We start from the raw sequence: 17,676 nt of genomic DNA, 5'->3' as shown, positions 1-17,676 counted from the left end.
ATTGCCCTCCCGAGCCTAGCCGATGCGGCGGCGCCCGGCCACCGCGAGCCCGCCGAGCCCGCCCAGCAGCAGCCAGAGCGCGGCCGGCAGCGGCACATCGGCATCGCCGACGCGCTCGAAGCTGGCGAGCACGGAATCGTCCCGCAGCGCCATGCTCTCCACCCGGGTGGTCCAGCTCGACGCGACGCCGGAACCGGGAAGACCTAGACTGATGTGGTAGAGATTGAGGAAGGGCGCGGCCGCCCACATGCCGTCGTAGGCCCCGTCCACCTCGGCGGGAATCACGACATAGCAGCGGAGAGGATCGGAGCAGCCGAAGATCGCGGTCGGGTCGCTGCGGAAATTGCCCGCCGGCCCGTCGATCAGCACCTGCTCGAGCACCGCCTGGCCGACCGACCGCGCGAGGTCGAGATCCGGGAAATCCACGTCCTCCGGGCCGTCGCAGCCGTTGTAGAGCGCCACGCAGGAGGTCTCGTGGAGGGTGATGTCGTAGATGCCGAGCGGGGTGACGACCCCCTCCGCGCCGATCAGCCGGCCGTCGCCATCGACGAGCAGATGGGCCGCCGCGGCCGGGCCGCAGCCGAGGCCGGCGATGGCCAGCACCGCCGCGATCAGGGAAGATGGGCGCATGGGTTCACCCCGCTATAAAGTTCCGATTCGGTACTTCATAGCGGGGGTTCGTGACGATCCCGTGGCGGCCCGGCAGTTTTCCCGGAATACCGAAACAGGGCCGCCGGTGTGCCCCGGCTAGCGCCTCGGCCGGCCAGTGCCTCGGCCGGCCAGCGTCCCGGCCGGCCAGTGCCTCGGCCGGCCAGCGTCCCGGCCGGCCAGCGCTTCGGCCGGCCAGCGCTTCGGTCGGCCAGCGCCCCGGCCGGTCTGCACTCCGGCCGGCCAGTGCCTCGGCCGGCCAGTGGCTCAGCCGGCCAGTGCCTCGGTCGGCCAGTGCCTCGGTCGGCGCGCCTTGGCCGGCCTGCGCCTCAGCCGGCCAGCGCCTCGGCGAGCTTCCGCACCTCGTCCGGCGTGCCGACATTGCTCGCCGCGATCTTCTTGTCGATGCGCCGGACCATGCCGGAGAGCGCCTTGCCGGCGCCGATCTCCACGGTCTCGTCGACGCCGGCCGCGGCCATCGCCAGCACGCTCTCGCGCCAGCGCACGCGGTGGGTGACCTGCTCGACCAGCAGCGCGCGGATGCGGTCCGGGTCGGTCTCCGCGCCGGCCGAGACATTGGCGACCAGCGGCACCGCCGGGGCCCGGATCTCGGTGGCGGCGAGCGCCTCGGCCATCGCCTCGGCCGCCGGCTGCATCAGGGCGCAGTGGAACGGCGCGGAGACCGGCAGCAGCACCGCCCGCCTGGCGCCGTGCTCCTTGGCGATCATCACCGCCCGCTCCACCGCCGCGCGATGGCCCGAGACCACCACCTGCGCCGGGTCGTTGTCGTTGGCGGCCTGGCAGCACTCGCCCTCGGCGGCCTCCGCGGCGACCACCGCGGCCTTCTCGTAGTCGAGCCCGAGCAGCGCCGCCATGGCGCCGGTGCCGACCGGGGTGGCGGCCTGCATCGCCTGGCCGCGCAGCTTCAGCAGCCGCGCCGCATCGGCCAGCGTCAGGCTGCCGGCGGCGGTCAGCGCGCTGTATTCGCCGAGGCTGTGCCCGGCGACGAAGCCGGCGCTGCCGGCCAGCGTCACGCCCTCGGCCTCGAGCGCGCGCAGGGCGGCGATCGAGGTCGCCATCAGCGCCGGCTGGGCGTTCTCGGTGAGGGTGAGGGCATCCTCCGGCCCCTCCCAGACGATCTTCGAGAGCGCCGTGCCGAGGGCCGCATCGACCTCGTCGAACACGGCCTTCGCCGCCGGATAGGCCTCGGCAAGGGCCTGCCCCATGCCGACGGTCTGGGCTCCCTGGCCCGGAAAGATGAAGGCGCGCATCGGTTCCTCCCGCGTTTTCCCGCGTGCATGGAAGAGTGTCGCCAGTCTGTCAAGAAATCCGCCCCGCCGCCTTGTCACGGATCAACATCGCCGGCTGCCCCGCGGTTGCCGCCGGCGCGGGCCGGGCCTATCCTGCGGCCGCTGTCCCAGAGGCGCATGAGCGAGGAGTGGCCGCCCGATGGAGATGCCCGCGCCGGTGCGCCGCTTCGAGCGGCTGTTCCTCGGCTCGCTGCTGCTCGGCCTGGTGCTGGCGGTGCTGGACTGGGACCGCCTCACCGCCGGGCTGGCGCCGCGCGAGACCACGGTGAGCGTCGCCACGCTGCTGGCCATCGTCGCGGTGGTGGTGGGGCTGGTGCTGCTGGCCTCGCGCCGCCGCTCCAGCATCGCGCGCTGGGTGGTCACGGTGATGGTGATCCTCGGGATGCTCGGCACGGTGCCGACGGTGCTCGACGATTTCCGCCACGCCGCGGCGATCGGCCTGCTCTCGCTGGCGCAGGCGGCGATGCAGCTCTGGGCGGTCTGGCTGTTGCATGTCCCCGCCGCGAAACCCTGGTACGCCCGCGGCGCCTGAGCGCGCCCGCGGCGCCGGCGCGCGGCCCGGCGGGGAGAGCTCCCGCCGCCGCCAGATATTGGCATGTTTGCCGGATTGTGATGAAGTCCGGCCGGGGTCCCGCCTCGCATTTCAGACGGGCCATTCGGGCATTTCAGGGAGGTTGCTTTGGAAATCGTCGTCCCATGGATCATTTTCTCTGTCCTGGTAGGGCTGCTGACCCGGTCGAAGGGTCGCGGCTTTGCGCTCGGCTTCTTCGTCTCCCTGTTGCTGAGCCCGCTGGTCGGCCTGATCTGGGCGCTGGTCGCCGGGAAATCGCATGCGGCGCGCGCGGCCGAGCTGGAGGCCGAAGAGCGGATGCGCCGCGCGGTGCGGGCGAAGCTCGATGCCGAGGAAGCGGCGCCGGCCTCCGGTCGGGGCTGGGAGCCTCGGCCGCGGAACGAGCGCCCGGACGCCGGGAACCTCAGGCGGCAGGGGGAGCGGGACAGCGGCGCCTGAGCGCGCCCGCACCGCCGGCGCACCCCCCGGGGGGCGGGCTTTGCGGGCCATGCCGGCCGGCCGGGGTTGCGCCGCCCGGCGGATTCGCGTAGAGGCCCGACTCTCCCGAAACGGCAGATGTCGCGCCGCTCCGGCCCGGGATCGGGAGGTTCAGCCCCCGGGCCACGGAAGCGCAGGCGAAGGAGGGTGGCGATGCCGCTCTACGAACACACGTTCATCGCGCGTCAGGACATTTCCAACGCGCAGGCCGAGGCGCTCATCGAGCAGTTCGGCCAGGTCCTCAAGGACAATGGCGGCGAGTTGGTGGGCCAGGAATACTGGGGCCTGCGCACGCTTGCCTACAAGATCAACAAGAACCGCAAGGGCCACTACGCCTACATGCGCTCCTCCGCGCCCGCCGCCGCGGTGCAGGAGATGGAGCGCCTGATGGGGCTGCATGACGACGTCATGCGCGTGCTCACCGTGCGCGTCGACGCGCATGAGGAGGGCCCCTCGGCGGTGATCCAGGCCAAGTCGAGCCGCGACGACCGCGGCCGCGGCCCGCGCGGCGACCGGGGTGACCGGGGCGACCGCGACCGTGGCCCCCGCGGCCCGCGCCGCGACGACGACCGCCCGCGCCGCGACGACGACCGCGGCGAACGCCGCCCCCGCGACTGACCGGAAGGAGTAGAGAGCCATGCGAAAGCCGTTTTTCCGCCGCCGCAAGACCTGCCCCTTCTCGGGCGACAATGCGCCGAAGATCGACTACAAGGACGTGAAGCTGCTGCAGCGCTACGTCTCGGAGCGCGGCAAGATCGTGCCGAGCCGGATCACCGCGGTCTCGTCGAAGAAGCAGCGTGAGCTGGCCCGGGCGATCAAGCGGGCGCGGTTCCTCGCGCTCCTGCCCTACGCCGTGAAATAAGGAGACGAGCCATGGATGTCGTGCTCCTGGAGCGGGTCGAGAAGCTCGGCCACATGGGCGATGTCGTCAAGGTCAAGGACGGCTATGCCCGCAACTACCTGCTGCCGCAGGGCAAGGCGCTGCGCGCGACCAAGGCCAACATGGCCCGGTTCGAGGCGCAGAAGGCCGAGCTCGAGGCACGCAACGCCGATGCCCGCGCCGCCGCCGAGACGCTCGCCGCCTCGATCGACGGCAAGCAGTTCGTCGTGATCCGCGCCGCCTCCGAGGCCGGTGCGCTCTACGGTTCGGTGGCGCCCCGCGACATCGCCGACCTGGCGCGTGCCGAGGGCTTCGAGATCGACCGCCGCCAGGTGGTGCTGGATCGCCCGATCAAGGATCTGGGCCTGCATGCGGTGCGCCTGCAGCTCCACCCCGAGGTCGCGGTCAGCGTCAGCGCCAACGTCGCGCGCTCGGAGGAGGAGGCCGCGATGCAGGCCTCCGGCAAGTCGATCCAGGAGCTGCGCGCCGAGGAAGAGGCCGAGGCCGAGTTCGAGATCTCCGAGCTGTTCGACGATCTCGGCGGCGCGGCCGATGACGAGGACGACGACCGCCGCGGCGAGAGCGGCCCGGTCGATGTGCCCGAGGGCGACGGCGGCGACGACCAGCCGCAGGTCTGACCCGGCCCCCGGCTCCCGGCCCGCTCCGGGCCGACCGCAGGACTGCATGACGGCCCCGCCAGCCCGGCGGGGCCGTTGTCGCACGAGCTGCGGTTCCCGCGCGGGCGCCCGCCCCTGCACGAGCGCCCGCCCCTGCACCAGCGCCCGCCCTTGCGCCAGCGCCCGCCCTTGCGCCAGCGACCGCCTTTGTACCAGCGGCTGCCCTCGCATCATCGGCCGCCCTCGCGTCAGCGGCCGCCCTTGCGCCAGCGGCCGCCCTTGCACCAGCGGCTGCCCTCGCATCAGCGGCCGCCCTTGCCCGAGCGACCGCTGTTGCACGAGCACCCGTCACCTTGCACGAGCAGCCAGTCTTGCCCGCGGCGGCCGTCCCTCCGCACGCGACCGTTCTTGCCTGCAGCGGCGGTACCTGCACCCGCGACCGTTCTCGCCTGCGGCGGCTGTACCTGCAAGCGCGGCCCTTCTTGCCTGCGCAACCGCATTTGCATGCATGGCCGCTTCAGCCCGCGCGGCCAATCCGGCACCCGGCGCCGTTTCCGCCCGCACGCCCGGTCCGGCCTGCGGATCAGGGCGCCGTGCGGGAGTTTCAAGGCTCCAGGCAAGGCTTCGGGCACCGGGTGTGCCGCACGTCCGGCCGATGCCACCGGATCTCCCGCAGCGGTCGCGCGACGCCGCGGTCCGGGCCGTTTCGCCTTTCGGGGCAGGGCGCCGCGCGCGAGCTTCAAGGCCCCGAGCATGGCTCCGGGCGCGGGGTGCGCCGGCCGGCCGTCGCCGCCGGATCTCGCGCAGGTGGCGCTTAGCACCGCGGCCTAGATCGTTTCGGCTTGCCGGTCGGGGCGCAGGGCGAGAGTTTCAAGGCTCAGGGCAAGGTTTCGGGTACCGGGTGCGAAGCATGGCCGGCCGATACCGCCGGATCTCTCGCAGGTGGCGCTCGGCGCTGCGGTCTCGGCCGTTCCGCCATGCGGGGCAGGGCGCCGGGCGGGAGCTTCTAGGCTTCGGGCAATGGTTCGGGTACCGAGGGCGGGGCACGGTCGGCCGACGGTCCCGGGTCTCGCGCAGGTGGCGCTTGGCGGCGCGGCCTGGGCGGTTTCGGCTTGCGGGGCGGGGTGCCGGGTGGGCGTTTCAGGCTTCGGGCGCCGGATGCGGTGCACGGCCGGCCGTTGCCGCCGGGTCTTGCGCGGTGGCGCTCTGTGCGGGGCCGGTTGCGGCGGAGGCTGGGCGCAGAGCGGCGAGATCGGGTGCGGTGCGGTCGATCCCTAGCGCCATATGCATCGTCGGGACGGAGATTGCGGGCGGCGGGCGGGCGGCGGGCGCCGGAGGCCCGCCACCCTCCCCCGCCCACCCACCCGGAGGCTGGCGGGCCTCCGGCGCATCGGCCGGGCCGCGATTCGGTCCGGTCGGGGTTGGGACTGGGGACGGATCGGGGGCGCAATCCCGGCATCGGTCTCCTCGGGCAAGGCATGGGCCCTCGCCGTCGCCGGCCGGGCCTCGCCCCGGCGCGCCGCGCAGCCGCTGGTGGCCGGGTTTCTATCTCTCGCGCCGCGCCGCCGCCGCAGGGAAGGCTTCGGCCGCGCGTGCCATGCTGCTGCCACCGGGCGGGTATCGCCTTCGCGCGCTGCACTGACGCCGCCGGGCGGGGTTCGGCCTCGCGGCCCACGCTGCCGCCGCCGGTCGGGTTTCCTCCGCGCGCGCCGTGCCGCTGCTACCGGGCGGGCTGCGCCTTCGCACGATGCACCGCCGCCGCCGGGCGGGTTATGGCCACGCGGGCCGCGCCGCCGCCAGCGGCCGGGCCTCGACCCCGTATGTCGCGCCACCGCCGCCGGTCGGGGTTCGGCCGCGCGCGCCGTGCCGCTGCAACGGGGCGGGCCTCGACTTCGCGCGATGCATCACCGACGCCGGCCGGATTTAGCCGCGCGGGCTGTGCCGCCGACGCCGGGCGGGATTTGGCCGCGCGGGGTGCGCCGCCGCCAGCGGCCGGGCCTTGACCTCGCACGTCGCGCGACGATCGCCGGTCGGGCCTTGACCTCGCGCGCCCCACCACCGCCGCCGGGTAAGCTTCGGACTCGCGGGCCACGTCGCCGCCAGCGGCCGGGCCTCGATCCCGCGCGCGGCACCACCACCGCTGATCGGGTTTTGGCCTCGCTGGCCTCGCCGCTGCTGCCGGTCGGGCCTCGATCCCGCGCGCCCCACCACCGCCGCCGGTCGGGCTTTGGCCTCGTGGGCCACGCTGTCGCCGCCGGACGTGCCTCGGCCTGGCGCGGCGCACTGCCGCTGCCAGGTGGGCCTTGACCTCGCGCGCCGCGCTGCTGCCGTGCGGGCTTCGGCCACGCGGGGCACGCTGCCGCCGCCGGTTGGGCCTTGGCCTCGCGCGTCGCGCCGTGGCCGGTGGGCGGGCCTTGATCTCGCGCGGTGTGCCGTCGGCGGCGGTTGGGTCTCGGCTTCGCGTAGCGGGCTGCGGGTGGGCGGGAGGGGTGGGTTTCCTTTGCTTCCGTGCGGCCTTTCGGCGCTGCGCCGGGGGGCGGGGTGCGCCGTGGGTGCGGACAGCGGGAGGCTTGGTGCGAGGCGGGGGGGGCGGCGGCGTTGGGCGGCTCGGGCGGCGGCGCGGGCAATGCTGGACGGGGCGCTGCCTGGCGGGGCGTCGGTGTTGGGCCGGCATTCCGGTCGGGCCCCGCCCGCCTTCCCGTCAGGCCCTCGCCATGCCCCCGCCAGGCGGGCCCGCGGCGGGAAAGCGGGCAATCTCTCCCCGGGCAACCCCTTTCGCTGCAAACGAAAACCAGGCTCTCCACAGATCTTTCCACAGCGCCGAAAAGAATCGGGGATAACCGGCTGTCAACCGCCGCGCCCGGCCTGATCTCGGCCGGCAGATGGGCTATGGTCGGGGCAGGCACATGACGGATCGGCCGGCCGCGCGCCGGGCCGGCAGGGACACGGGCACGGAAACCACGGGCACGCAGACCCGGCCACGAGCGGGAGAGGGACATGGCGGATGGCAGCCCGGCGCCGGAGCGCGCAGCGGCACCGCACAGCATCGAGGCCGAGCAGGCGGTGCTGGGCGCGCTGCTGATCAACAACGAGGTCTTCGACCGGATCAGCGGCATCATCGAGGCGCATCACTTCTACGACCCGGTGCATGGCCGCATCTTCGCGCTCGCCGCCAGCCGGATCGGCAAGCGGATGCTGGCCTCGCCGGTGACGCTGAAGCCCTTCCTGGCCGATGACGAGGGGCTGAAGGAGCTCGGCGGCGTCGCCTATCTGGCGCGGCTGGCCGAGGCGGTGGTCTCGATCATCTCGGTGCGCGACTATGCCATCGAGGTGCGCGATCTCGCGCTGCGCCGCGACCTGATGCGGATCGGCGACGAGATCCAGGGCCGGGCCGCCACCTTCGATGCCGAGATGGGCCCCTCGGAGCAGATCTCCGAGGCCGAGCAGGCGCTCTACACCCTCGCCGAGCGCGGCAAGTACGAGGGCGGCTTCGTCACCTTCGCCCATGCGGTGGAGGAGGCCGCGGCGATGGCCGAGGCGGCGCACAAGCGCGTCGGCGGGCTGGCGGGCATCTCGACCGGGCTGCAGGAGCTCGACGACAAGCTCTGGGGGCTGCGCAACTCCGACCTGCTGATCCTCGCGGCGCGGCCCTCGATGGGCAAGACCTCGCTGGCGATGAACCTCGCCTTCAACGTGGCGCGCAAGCACCGGCGGATCGCCGGGCCGGACGGCAACGAGGTGCTGGATGCCGGCGGCAAGGTCGGGTTCTTCTCGCTGGAGATGTCCTCCGAGCAGCTCGCCAACCGGATCCTGATCTCGGAGGCGCAGCTCTCGGCCAAGGCGCTGGCCCAGGGCAACCTCTCGCAGGAGGAGTTCCTGCGCTATCTCTCGGTGGCGCGCGAGCTCGAGGAGATCCCGCTCTTCATCGACGACACCCCGGCGCTGCCGATCTCGACGCTGGCCGCGCGCGCCCGGCGGCTGAAGCGCACCCACGGGCTCGACGTGATGATCGTGGACTATCTCCAGCTGGTGCGCGGCTCCAGCTCGCGGGCCAGCGAGAACCGGGTGCAGGAGGTCTCCGAGATCACCCAGGGGCTGAAGGCGATCGCCAAGGAGCTCGACATCCCGGTGATCGCGCTGTCGCAGCTCTCGCGCCAGGTCGAGAGCCGCGAGGACAAGCGCCCGCAGCTCTCGGACCTGCGCGAATCCGGCTCGATCGAGCAGGACGCCGACGTGGTGATGTTCATCTTCCGCGAGGAATACTACAAGGAGCGCGAGAAGCCGACCGAGCCCAACGAGGCGATGCCCGAGGAGATGCGCCGCGCCGCGCAGGAGAAGCTCGAGCGCTGGATGGACGAGATGAACGCGCTCAAGGGCAAGGCCGAGGTGATCATCGGCAAGCAGCGGCACGGCCCGATCTGCACCGTGGAGCTGCATTTCGAGGGGCGCTTCACCAAGTTCACCGACCCGGTGCGCACCGGCTCGGGCTATGTGCCGGACCCCGCCGCCTTCACCTGAGGGCGATGCTGCGCCGCAGCGGCGGGGGCGGATTGGGGCTATCCCGGGGGGGCCGCGCTGGCCTAGTTTGGCGCAAGTTTTTCCCCGAGCCCGCTGGACGCCCCATGACCCTGACGCCAGAGCTGACCATCGACCTCGCCGCCATCGCCGCCAACTGGCGGGCGCTCGACCGCCTGTCGGGCACTGCCGAGACCGCGGCGGTGGTGAAGGCCGACGCCTATGGCTGCGGCATCGCACCGGTCGGCCGGGCGCTGGCCGGGGCCGGGGCGCGGCGCTTCTTCGTCGCGGTGCCGGCGGAGGGCGCGCGGCTGCGCGCGGCGCTCGGCCCGGGGCCGGAGATCTATGTGCTGTCGGGGTTCCCGGTGGCGCCGGCGGAGGCCCCCCCGCCTCCCCCGCCCGCCCACCCGGAGGCGGGGGGGGCTCCGCCGCGTGCCGATGCCGATGCCGATGCCCGCGTCTTCGCCGAGGCGGCGCTGCGCCCGGTGCTGAACGCGCCGGAGCAGGTCGCGGCCTGGGCGGCGCGCGGGCCGGCGGCGCTGCAGCTCGACAGCGGCATGAACCGGCTCGGGCTGGAGCCGTCGGAGCTGGCCGCGCTGCGCGCCGCCGGCGGCCCGGGGCCGGAGATCGCCCTGGTGAGCAGCCATCTCGCCTGTGCCGACACGCCGGCGCATCCGCTGAACGCGGTGCAGCTCGCGAGCTTCCGCGGGATGGCGGCGGCGCTCGGGCGGCCGCTCTCGCTGGCGGCGACGGGGGGCATCCTGCTCGGGGCCGATTATCACTTCGACCTGGTGCGCCCCGGCATCGGGCTCTATGGCGGGCTGCCCTTCGCGGCGGCGCAGCCGGTGGTACGCCTGGCGCTGCCGATCCTGCAGGTGCGCGACGTCGCCCCCGGCGAGGCGGTGGGCTATGGCGCGAGCTGGCGGGCCGAGCTGCCGAGCCGCATCGCGACGCTTTCCGGCGGCTATGCCGACGGGCTGCACCGGGCGCTCTCGGGCCGTGCGCGGGGCTTTCTCGGCGGCCGCGCCTGCCGGTTCGCCGGGCGCGTCTCGATGGACCTGATCGGCCTCGACGTCACCGGCGTGCCGGCGGCCCGGCCGGGGGCGATGGTGGAGATCCTCGGCCCGGCCCAGGGGGTCGATGCCTTGGCCGATGCGGCGGGCACCATCGGCTACGAGATCCTGACCAGCCTCGGCGCGCGCTACCGCCGCCGCTATCTGTGACCCCGCGGGCGGTGTAGACTGGGGCGCGAGCCGTTCAGGGGAGGTCCCATGCCCGCACACGGAAACCGCCTAGCCGGGGCGCTGGCGCTGCTCGCGGCGCTGCTGCTCTCGGCCTGTGTCTACCCGGTGCCCTACCAGCCCGCCGGGCCGGACCGCCCGGGCTATGCCGAGCAGCAGATCGAGGCCAACCGGTTCCGCATCACCGTGCAGGGCAACAGCGCCACCGCGCCTGAGACGCTGGAGCGCTACCTGCTCTTCCGCGCCGCCGAGATCACGCTGGAGACCGGCAATGCCTGGTTCCGCCTCGTCGAGCACGAGGCCGGCGCGGCGATCCAGTTCAGCGCGCTGACCGGGGTGCCGGCGCTGGCCCCGGAGGCCGGCGTGGCGCGGGCGGCGCGGCGCGGCTCGCGGGGAGGGCGGGCCCATGGGCGCGGCCATCGCGGCGGATATGGCGGCGGCTACAGGGGCGGCTACCGGGGCGGCTATCGCCACGGCTACCGGGGCGGCTACCGGCGGGGATACGTGGCGCCCGGGGTCTATCCGCGCTACCGCGCCGGCTATCGCTGGGGCTGGGCCTATCCGTGGTATCCTTGGGGCTACGGCTTCTATTACGGCCCGGGCTATTATGCCTGGCGCGCGCCGGTCTATCCGGCCTATCCGCTGCCGGACTATGCCGCGAGCGCGGAGATCCAGGTCTTCCCCGGAACCAAGCCGGCGGCGGACCCGCTCGCCTATGATGCCGCCGAGGTGATCGGCAACCTGGCGCCGCTGGTCGCCCCGACGACGGCGCTGCCGCAATAGCCCGGCGCAACCGGCGGCCTTGGCAAATCACCGGCCGCGCCGCTATAGCTCTCTGGCCCGCGATGTCCCGCGCGAGGCGCGGACACCGCCCGGACCGCCGCCAGAGGAGAGACCCGCCCGCATGCCTGCCGCCATTCGTCTCGTCCAGGGCTTCCTCGCCTCGATCGGCGCGGCGGTGCTCGGGCTCTGCCAGACCACCGGCAGCCTGACGCTGTTCGCGCTCGACGGGGTGAGCCATGTCCTGCGCCCGCCCTGGTATCCGATGGAGTTCGCCCGCCAGCTCCTGCGCATCGGCTATTTCTCGCTGCCCGTGGTGGGCCTGACGGCGCTGTTCACCGGCGGCGCGCTGGCGCTGCAGATCTATGCCGGCGGCGCCCGCTTCAATGCCGAGAGCGTGGTGCCCTCGATCGTCGCCATCGGCATGGTGCGCGAGCTCGGGCCGGTGCTCGGCGGGCTGATGGTGGCCGGGCGCGTCTCCGCCTCGATCGCCGCCGAGCTCGGCACCATGCGGGTGACCGAGCAGATCGACGCGCTCTGGACGCTCTCGACCAACCCGATGAAATATCTCGTGGCGCCGCGGCTGCTGGCGGCCACCCTGGCGATGCCGGCGCTGGCCTTCGTCGGCGACGTGATCGGCATCATGGGCGGTTTCGCGGTGGGCGTCGCGCGGCTCGACTTCAACCCGGCGGTCTATATCGACACCACCTGGCGCTTCCTCGAGACCGGTGACATCACCTCCGGCCTGATCAAGGCGGCGGTGTTCGGCTTCATCATCGCGCTGATGGGCTGCTACCAGGGCTATCGCTCGGGCCGCGGCGCGCAGGGCGTGGGCCGGGCGACGACGAATGCCGTGGTCTCGGCCTCGATCCTGATCCTGGCCTCGAACTATATCCTCACGGAGGCGCTGTTTCCGGCATGACGGACCAGGGGAGCGGGAGCGGCGCGCCGATGATCGCGCTGAGCGGGGTGGCCAAGGCCTTCGGATCGAAGCGCGTGCTGGCCGGGGTGGATCTCTCGGTGGCGCGCGGCGAGAGCCTGGTGATCATCGGCGGCTCGGGCACCGGCAAGTCGGTGACGCTGAAATGCGTGCTCGGGCTGATCGTGCCGGATGCCGGGCGGATCCTGGTCGACGGGCAGGACGCCGTGGCGGCCCGCGGCCGGGCGCGCGAGGCGATGCTCGACAAGTTCGGCATGCTGTTCCAGGGCGGCGCGCTGTTCGATTCGATGCTGGTCTGGGAGAATGTCGCGTTCCGCCTGCTGCGCGGACAGAACCGGCTGGGCCGCGCCGAGGCGCGCGAGACCGCGATCGAGAAGCTCAAGCGCGTCGGGCTGACCGCCGAGACCGCCGATCTCTTCCCCGCCGAGCTCTCGGGCGGCATGCAGAAGCGCGTCGGGCTGGCCCGCGCCATCGCCACCACGCCCGAGATCATCTTCTTCGACGAGCCGACCACCGGGCTCGACCCGATCATGGCCGACGTGATCAACGACCTGATCCGCGAGATCGTCGTCGAGATGGGCGCCACCGCGATGACCATCACCCATGACATGACCAGCGTGCGCAAGATCGCCGACCGGGTGGCGATGCTGCACGAGGGGGTGATCCAGTGGGCCGGCCCGGTGGGCGAGATCGACACCACCGAGAACCCCTACGTGCACCAGTTCGTCAACGGCCTGCCGGACGGGCCGATCGCCGCGGTGCGGTGAGCGGGCACCCGGAGGACCGGGGGCCGGCGCCTGGAGGAGCGGGTGCGCCCGCCCCCTCCCTCCACCCGCCCACCCGCGGGAGGGGGCGGGCAGGGGCCTGGCGCGGGCTCTCCGATCCGCGCGCGCGGCTCTGGACCAACGCGGCGCTGCTGCTGCTCTGGCCGCTGGCCTGGTGGGCGCCCTTGGCCCATGCCGGGCTGCTGCCCTGGATCGGCGGGCGCGAGCTCTCGGTTCTCGGCGCGGTCGGGCGGCTCTGGCAGGCCGACATCGCGCTGGCGCTGCTGGTCGGCGGGCTCGGCATCGTGCTGCCCTATGCCAAGACGCTGGCGGCGCTCGGCGTGCAGTTCGGCTGGCTCGGCGGCTGGGCCAAGCCCTGGCTGGCGGGGCTGGCGCGGCTCGCCATGGCGGACGTGTTTCTCATCGCGCTCTACGTGGTGCTCGCCAAGGGGGTCGGCGTCGGCTATGTCGAGACCGCCTGGGGGCTCTGGCTGTTCACGGGCTGCGTCGGGCTCTCGATCTGGGCGAGCCGGCCCGCGCGGGAGCCGACCGGCGGCGCGAAGGGAGACGGCGCTTGACCTCGATCCTGATGATCATCGGCGTCTTCGCCGGCGTCGCCATCTGCATGGCCACGCTCTATTCGGTGGCGCAGGCGATGATGCGCGAGGGGGCGCTGCGCCGGGCCCATGCGGTCGCGGTGATCGCGGTGCTGGCGGTGATGGGGGCGCTGCTCGAGCGCGAGGTGGCGCTGGCGCGGATGCTGGCGGTGCCGCTGCTCGGCGTCGCGGTCTGGGTCTTCGTGGTGGAGCGCGGCTGGTACCGGATCTTCCCCGTGATGATGCAGCTCTTCGCGGGGCTGCTGATCGCGGGCTACGTTGCGCTGACGCCGCTGCCGGCCTGAGGCGCGGGCCTCGGCCGGGCCGTTCGGGCCCGATCGGGCCTGCGCGGGCTTGCCCGGAGCGGCGGCATCTGATTCTCTGAAGGACCTGAGGCGAGCGAGGAAGCATGGCCAGGGCGGCGGTTGCCTATGTCTGCGAGGCCTGTGGCGCGGTCCACAAGAAATGGGCCGGGCAATGCTCGGCCTGCAACGCCTGGAATTCGATCCGCGAGGAGACCGCGGCGCTCTCCGCCGCCGCCCCGGCCGGCAAGGCGCTGGGGGCCAAGCGCGGGCGGCGGGTGCCGCTCGGCTCGCTGGCCGGCTCCGAGGCGCCGCCGCCGCGGGCCTTCTCCGGCATGGGCGAGCTCGACCGGGTGCTCGGCGGCGGGCTGGTGCCGGGCTCGGCGGTGCTGGTCGGCGGCGATCCCGGCATCGGCAAGTCGACGCTGCTGCTGCAGGCGGTGGCGCGCTTCGCCGCGAGCGGGCTGCCGGCGATCTATGTCTCGGGCGAGGAGGCCCCGGCGCAGGTGCGGATGCGCGCCGCCCGGCTCGGGCTCGTCGACAGCCCGGTGCGGCTCGCCGCCGAGACCAACCTGCGCGACATCCTGACCACGCTCGAGGCCGAGAAGCCGGGGCTGGTGGTGATCGATTCGATCCAGACCATGTGGGCCGACCATGTCGATGCCGCGCCCGGCTCGGTGGCGCAGCTGCGCGCCGCGGCGCACGAGCTCACCGCCTTCGCCAAGCGCCGCGGGCCGGCGGTGATCCTGGTCGGCCACGTCACCAAGGAGGGCCAGATCGCCGGCCCCCGGGTGATCGAGCACATGGTCGACACGGTGCTCTATTTCGAGGGCGAGCGCGGGCACCAGTTCCGCATCCTGCGCGCGGTGAAGAACCGCTTCGGCCCGGCCGGCGAGATCGGCGTCTTCGAGATGACCGGCGAGGGGCTCTCGGAGGTCGGCAACCCCTCGGCGCTGTTCCTCGGCGAGCAGGGCGAGGGCGCGGTGCCGGGGGCGGCGGTGTTCGCCGGGATCGAGGGCACCCGGCCGCTGCTGGCCGAGGTGCAGGCGCTGGTGGCGCGCTCGGCGCTCGGCACCCCGCGGCGCGCGGTGCTCGGGCTCGACGGCGCGCGGGTGGCGATGGTGCTGGCGGTGCTCGAGGCGCGCTCCGGGCTCTCCTTCACCGGCCACGACATCTATCTGAACCTGGCGGGCGGGCTGCGGGTCTCCGAGCCGGCGGCCGACATGGCGGCGGCGGCGGCGCTCTGCTCGGCGCTGACCGGAAAACCGCTGCCGCCGCGTGCGGCATTTTTCGGCGAGATCAGCCTCTCGGGGGCGATTCGACCGGTGCCGCAGGAAGAGATACGCTTGCGCGAGGCGGAAAAACTGGGTTTTCAGGTGGCCTATGCGCCTTCGCGCGTGAAGCAGACTGCCGAATCGGGCATATCGGTGCGGCGCATCGCCGATCTGCCCGACTTGATCGACACGCTTTTTGAGGGCATTCCCGCGTGAGACGTCCGGCTCGGTGAAGACCCGCCTGAGAGAGAGGGGAAACTATGCAGTTTACGATGGTTGACGGAGGCGTGGCCTTCATCGCGGTGATCTCGGCGATCCTCGCCTATTCCCGCGGCCTGACCCGCGAGATCCTGGCGATCGGCGGCTGGCTCGTCGCCGCGGTCGCGGCGGCCTTCCTGACCCCGGTGGTCGAACCCCTGATCCGCGAGATCCCGGGCGTGGGGCCGTTCCTCGCCTCGTCCTGCGTGCTCTCGGTGATTGCCGCCTTCACGCTGGTGATGGCGCTGGGGCTGCTGGTGATGGCGGTGTTCACCCCGGTGATCTCGGGGCTGGTGCTCGACAGCGCGATCGGCCCGCTCGACCGCATCCTCGGCTTCGTCTTCGGCGTGGCGCGCGCCGCCTTCCTGGTGGCGGTGGCCTATATCCTCTACGAGGAGCTCGCCGGCGGGCAGGAGAGCTGGGAGCCGCTCGCCACCGCCCAGGTCAAGCCCTATCTCGACGAGATCTCCCGGATCCTGCGCGAGGCGATGCCGACCGAGCTGCCGCCCTATGTCACCGAGCGCATCGACGCGATGATGGCGCCCTGCCAGGGCGAGGGGCTCGACACCGGCACCGTGGCCCCGCTCGATGGCGGCGCCGATGCGCCGGCCGACTCCGCCGCCGACGGCTACGGCATCGCGGCCCCGGCCGACAGCACCGCCAACTGACCGGCCGCCCGGACCGCCGCGATGTATCCTCCGAGAGCCCCCGCCCCGCCGGGGGCTCTTGGCTTTCCGCCGGCGCTGCCTATCTGCGCAGGTGTGACCCATTCCACTCCAGGCCCCCGGCAACCGCGCCCGCGGGCTCGACAGGCGATGCGGGCGACGCTAGAACCGCGCCGCCCCGGCGCGGGTGACAGCTTGGTGACACTGCGGCCCGCAGGCGCTATAACCCACGGGTGCAGTCAGAGAGGGGCTGAGGCATGAGCGGCATCGGATCGGGCGGGCCCGACACTCCCTGCTATGGCCACGACAGACACGAGATCCACGGCCACGGCGACCCCGGCCATGACCATTCCGGCCACGCCGAACCGGAGCACGGCGAGACCCCCTTCGACGACAGCCTGCACGAGGAATGCGGCGTGTTCGGCGTGTTGGGGCTCGACGATGCCTCGACCTATGCGGCGCTCGGGCTGCACGCGCTGCAGCATCGCGGGCAGGAGGCCGCCGGCATAGCCACCTGGCACCCCGGCACCGGCTTCAACGTGGAGCGCCGCCTAGGCTATGTGCGCGACGAGTTCACCAAGACCGAGGTGATCGACAAGCTGCCCGGCCGCATCAGCCTCGGCCACACGCGCTACTCCACCGCCGGCCACAAGGGGCAGACCGCGCTGCGCGACATCCAGCCCCTGCTCGCCGATTTCGCCATGGGCAGCTTCGCCATCGCGCATAACGGCAACCTGACCAATGCCGACAAGCTCCGCGCCAAGCTGATCGAGCGCGGCGCCATCTTCCAGTCGGGCTCCGACACCGAATGCATCCTGCACCTGATGGCGCGGTCGATGCAGCAGACCATCCCGGACAAGATGAAGGACGCGCTCCGCCTCGTCGAAGGCGCCTTCTCGCTGATCGGCATGACCCGCACCAAGATGATCGGCGTGCGCGACCCGATGGGCATCCGCCCGCTGGTGCTCGGCCGCAAGGACGGCGCCTGGATCCTCGCCTCCGAGACCTGCGCGCTCGACATCATCGGCGCCGATTTCGAGCGCGAGATCGAGCCCGGCGAGATGATCATCGTCTCCGAGACCGGGATCACCTCGCACCGGCCCTTCGAGCCGGCGCCGTCGCGCTTCTGCGTCTTCGAATACGTCTATTTCTCCCGGCCGGACAGCCAGATCGGCGGGCTCTCGGTCTACGAGGCGCGGCGGCTGATCGGCGTCGAGCTGGCGCGCGAGGCGCCGGCGGAGGCCGATCTGGTCTGCCCGATCCCCGATTCGGGCACGCCGGCGGCGATCGGCTTCAGCCAGGAGAGCGGCATCCCCTTCGCCATGGGGATCATCCGCAACCCCTATGTCGGCCGCACCTTCATCGAGCCGACGCAGCAGATCCGCGACATGGGCGTGCGCCTCAAGCTCAACGTCAACCGGGCGCTGGTGGCCGGCAAGCGCGTGGTGCTGGTCGATGACAGCGTGGTGCGCGGCACCACCTCGCGCAAGATCAAGGAGATGGTGCTGGCGGCCGGCGCCAGGGAGGTGCATTTCCGCATCGCCAGCCCGCCGACCCGCTGGTCCTGCTTCTACGGCGTCGACACGCCGGACCGCGAGAAGCTGCTGGCGGCGCGGATGGACGAGGCGGAGATGGCCCGCCATCTCGGGGTCGACAGCCTGCGCTTCGTCTCGCTCGACGGGCTCTACCGCGCCTGCGGCATGGCCGAGGGGCGCGACCGCTCGGCGCCGCGCTTCTGCGACGCCTGCTTCTCCGGCGACTATCCGGTCGACCCGCGCGATGCCCGCGCCAAGGGCAAGATCGACGGGCCGGTGCTCGACCCCGCGCCGGTCTGAGCC

The 17,676-nt window shown here is 73.0% G+C and carries 17 protein-coding genes; 15 read left to right on the top strand and 2 right to left on the bottom strand.

Going from position 1 to position 17,676, the window contains the following annotated elements:
- Positions 1–15: 15 nt before the first annotated feature.
- Entirely contained in the window at positions 16–630 is a 615-nt protein-coding gene (locus QSJ97_RS02090) for a VPLPA-CTERM sorting domain-containing protein (RefSeq protein WP_285669857.1), read from the bottom strand.
- Between the two features lie 347 nt (positions 631–977).
- Positions 978–1,919 carry an ACP S-malonyltransferase gene (fabD, locus tag QSJ97_RS02085; RefSeq protein ID WP_285669856.1) on the bottom strand — a complete coding sequence of 314 codons (942 nt, stop codon included), beginning with the start codon at positions 1,917–1,919 and terminating at the stop codon, positions 978–980.
- A gap of 178 nt (positions 1,920–2,097) precedes the next feature.
- Here fabD and QSJ97_RS02080 point away from each other — a divergent pair, with 178 nt between their 5' ends.
- From QSJ97_RS02080 to purF, 15 genes are all read left to right on the top strand, one after another.
- A complete protein-coding gene (locus QSJ97_RS02080; protein WP_285669854.1) occupies positions 2,098–2,490 on the top strand; it encodes a hypothetical protein in 393 nt (130 codons plus the stop codon).
- A 147-nt stretch (positions 2,491–2,637) separates the two neighbouring features.
- The gene (locus QSJ97_RS02075) at positions 2,638–2,967 is read left to right on the top strand and encodes a hypothetical protein (RefSeq protein WP_285669852.1); all 330 of its coding nucleotides are present in this window, start codon (positions 2,638–2,640) and stop codon (positions 2,965–2,967) included.
- 192 nt (positions 2,968–3,159) lie between these two features.
- Positions 3,160–3,624 (top strand): 30S ribosomal protein S6, encoded by a 465-nt coding sequence (rpsF, locus tag QSJ97_RS02070; protein WP_285669850.1) that lies wholly within the window; start codon positions 3,160–3,162, stop codon positions 3,622–3,624.
- A gap of 19 nt (positions 3,625–3,643) precedes the next feature.
- Positions 3,644–3,868, top strand: a complete 225-nt coding sequence (gene rpsR / locus QSJ97_RS02065; RefSeq protein ID WP_285669848.1) for a 30S ribosomal protein S18 — start codon at positions 3,644–3,646, stop codon at positions 3,866–3,868.
- 11 nt (positions 3,869–3,879) lie between these two features.
- Positions 3,880–4,524: a 50S ribosomal protein L9 gene (gene rplI, locus QSJ97_RS02060; RefSeq protein WP_285669847.1), complete on the top strand. Its 645-nt coding sequence runs from the start codon at positions 3,880–3,882 to the stop codon at positions 4,522–4,524.
- A 2,976-nt stretch (positions 4,525–7,500) separates the two neighbouring features.
- A complete protein-coding gene (locus tag QSJ97_RS02055; protein WP_285669845.1) occupies positions 7,501–9,021 on the top strand; it encodes a replicative DNA helicase in 1,521 nt (506 codons plus the stop codon).
- A 104-nt stretch (positions 9,022–9,125) separates the two neighbouring features.
- Positions 9,126–10,241 (top strand): alanine racemase, encoded by a 1,116-nt coding sequence (locus QSJ97_RS02050; protein ID WP_285669843.1) that lies wholly within the window; start codon positions 9,126–9,128, stop codon positions 10,239–10,241.
- Between the two features lie 48 nt (positions 10,242–10,289).
- On the top strand, positions 10,290–11,042 hold the full coding sequence (locus QSJ97_RS02045) for a CC0125/CC1285 family lipoprotein (protein ID WP_285669842.1): 753 nt from the start codon (positions 10,290–10,292) through the stop codon (positions 11,040–11,042).
- A gap of 121 nt (positions 11,043–11,163) precedes the next feature.
- The gene (locus QSJ97_RS02040; protein WP_285669841.1) at positions 11,164–11,961 is read left to right on the top strand and encodes an MlaE family ABC transporter permease; all 798 of its coding nucleotides are present in this window, start codon (positions 11,164–11,166) and stop codon (positions 11,959–11,961) included.
- A gap of 29 nt (positions 11,962–11,990) precedes the next feature.
- Entirely contained in the window at positions 11,991–12,746 is a 756-nt protein-coding gene (locus QSJ97_RS02035; RefSeq protein ID WP_285669840.1) for an ABC transporter ATP-binding protein, read from the top strand.
- Positions 12,743–13,321, top strand: a complete 579-nt coding sequence (locus QSJ97_RS02030) for a paraquat-inducible protein A (protein WP_352231044.1) — start codon at positions 12,743–12,745, stop codon at positions 13,319–13,321. The genes QSJ97_RS02035 and QSJ97_RS02030 overlap by 4 nt, the downstream gene beginning before the upstream one ends.
- The gene (locus QSJ97_RS02025) at positions 13,318–13,644 is read left to right on the top strand and encodes a hypothetical protein (protein WP_285669839.1); all 327 of its coding nucleotides are present in this window, start codon (positions 13,318–13,320) and stop codon (positions 13,642–13,644) included. Before QSJ97_RS02030 ends, QSJ97_RS02025 begins: the two co-directional genes overlap by 4 nt.
- A gap of 104 nt (positions 13,645–13,748) precedes the next feature.
- Complete coding sequence (gene radA, locus QSJ97_RS02020) at positions 13,749–15,131, top strand: DNA repair protein RadA (RefSeq protein ID WP_285669838.1); 1,383 nt, start codon at positions 13,749–13,751, stop codon at positions 15,129–15,131.
- Between the two features lie 44 nt (positions 15,132–15,175).
- Entirely contained in the window at positions 15,176–15,841 is a 666-nt protein-coding gene (locus tag QSJ97_RS02015) for a CvpA family protein (protein WP_285669836.1), read from the top strand.
- Positions 15,842–16,095: 254 nt separating this feature from the next.
- The gene (gene purF, locus QSJ97_RS02010; RefSeq protein WP_285669833.1) at positions 16,096–17,673 is read left to right on the top strand and encodes an amidophosphoribosyltransferase; all 1,578 of its coding nucleotides are present in this window, start codon (positions 16,096–16,098) and stop codon (positions 17,671–17,673) included.
- Positions 17,674–17,676: the final 3 nt, after the last annotated feature.

It is taken from the genome of Paralimibaculum aggregatum (assembly GCF_030270585.1).
Lineage (GTDB): Bacteria > Pseudomonadota > Alphaproteobacteria > Rhodobacterales > Rhodobacteraceae > Thermohalobaculum > Thermohalobaculum aggregatum.
The sequence above is the reverse complement of the archived record's forward strand: the minus strand, read 5'-3'. Positions and strand labels throughout refer to the sequence as shown.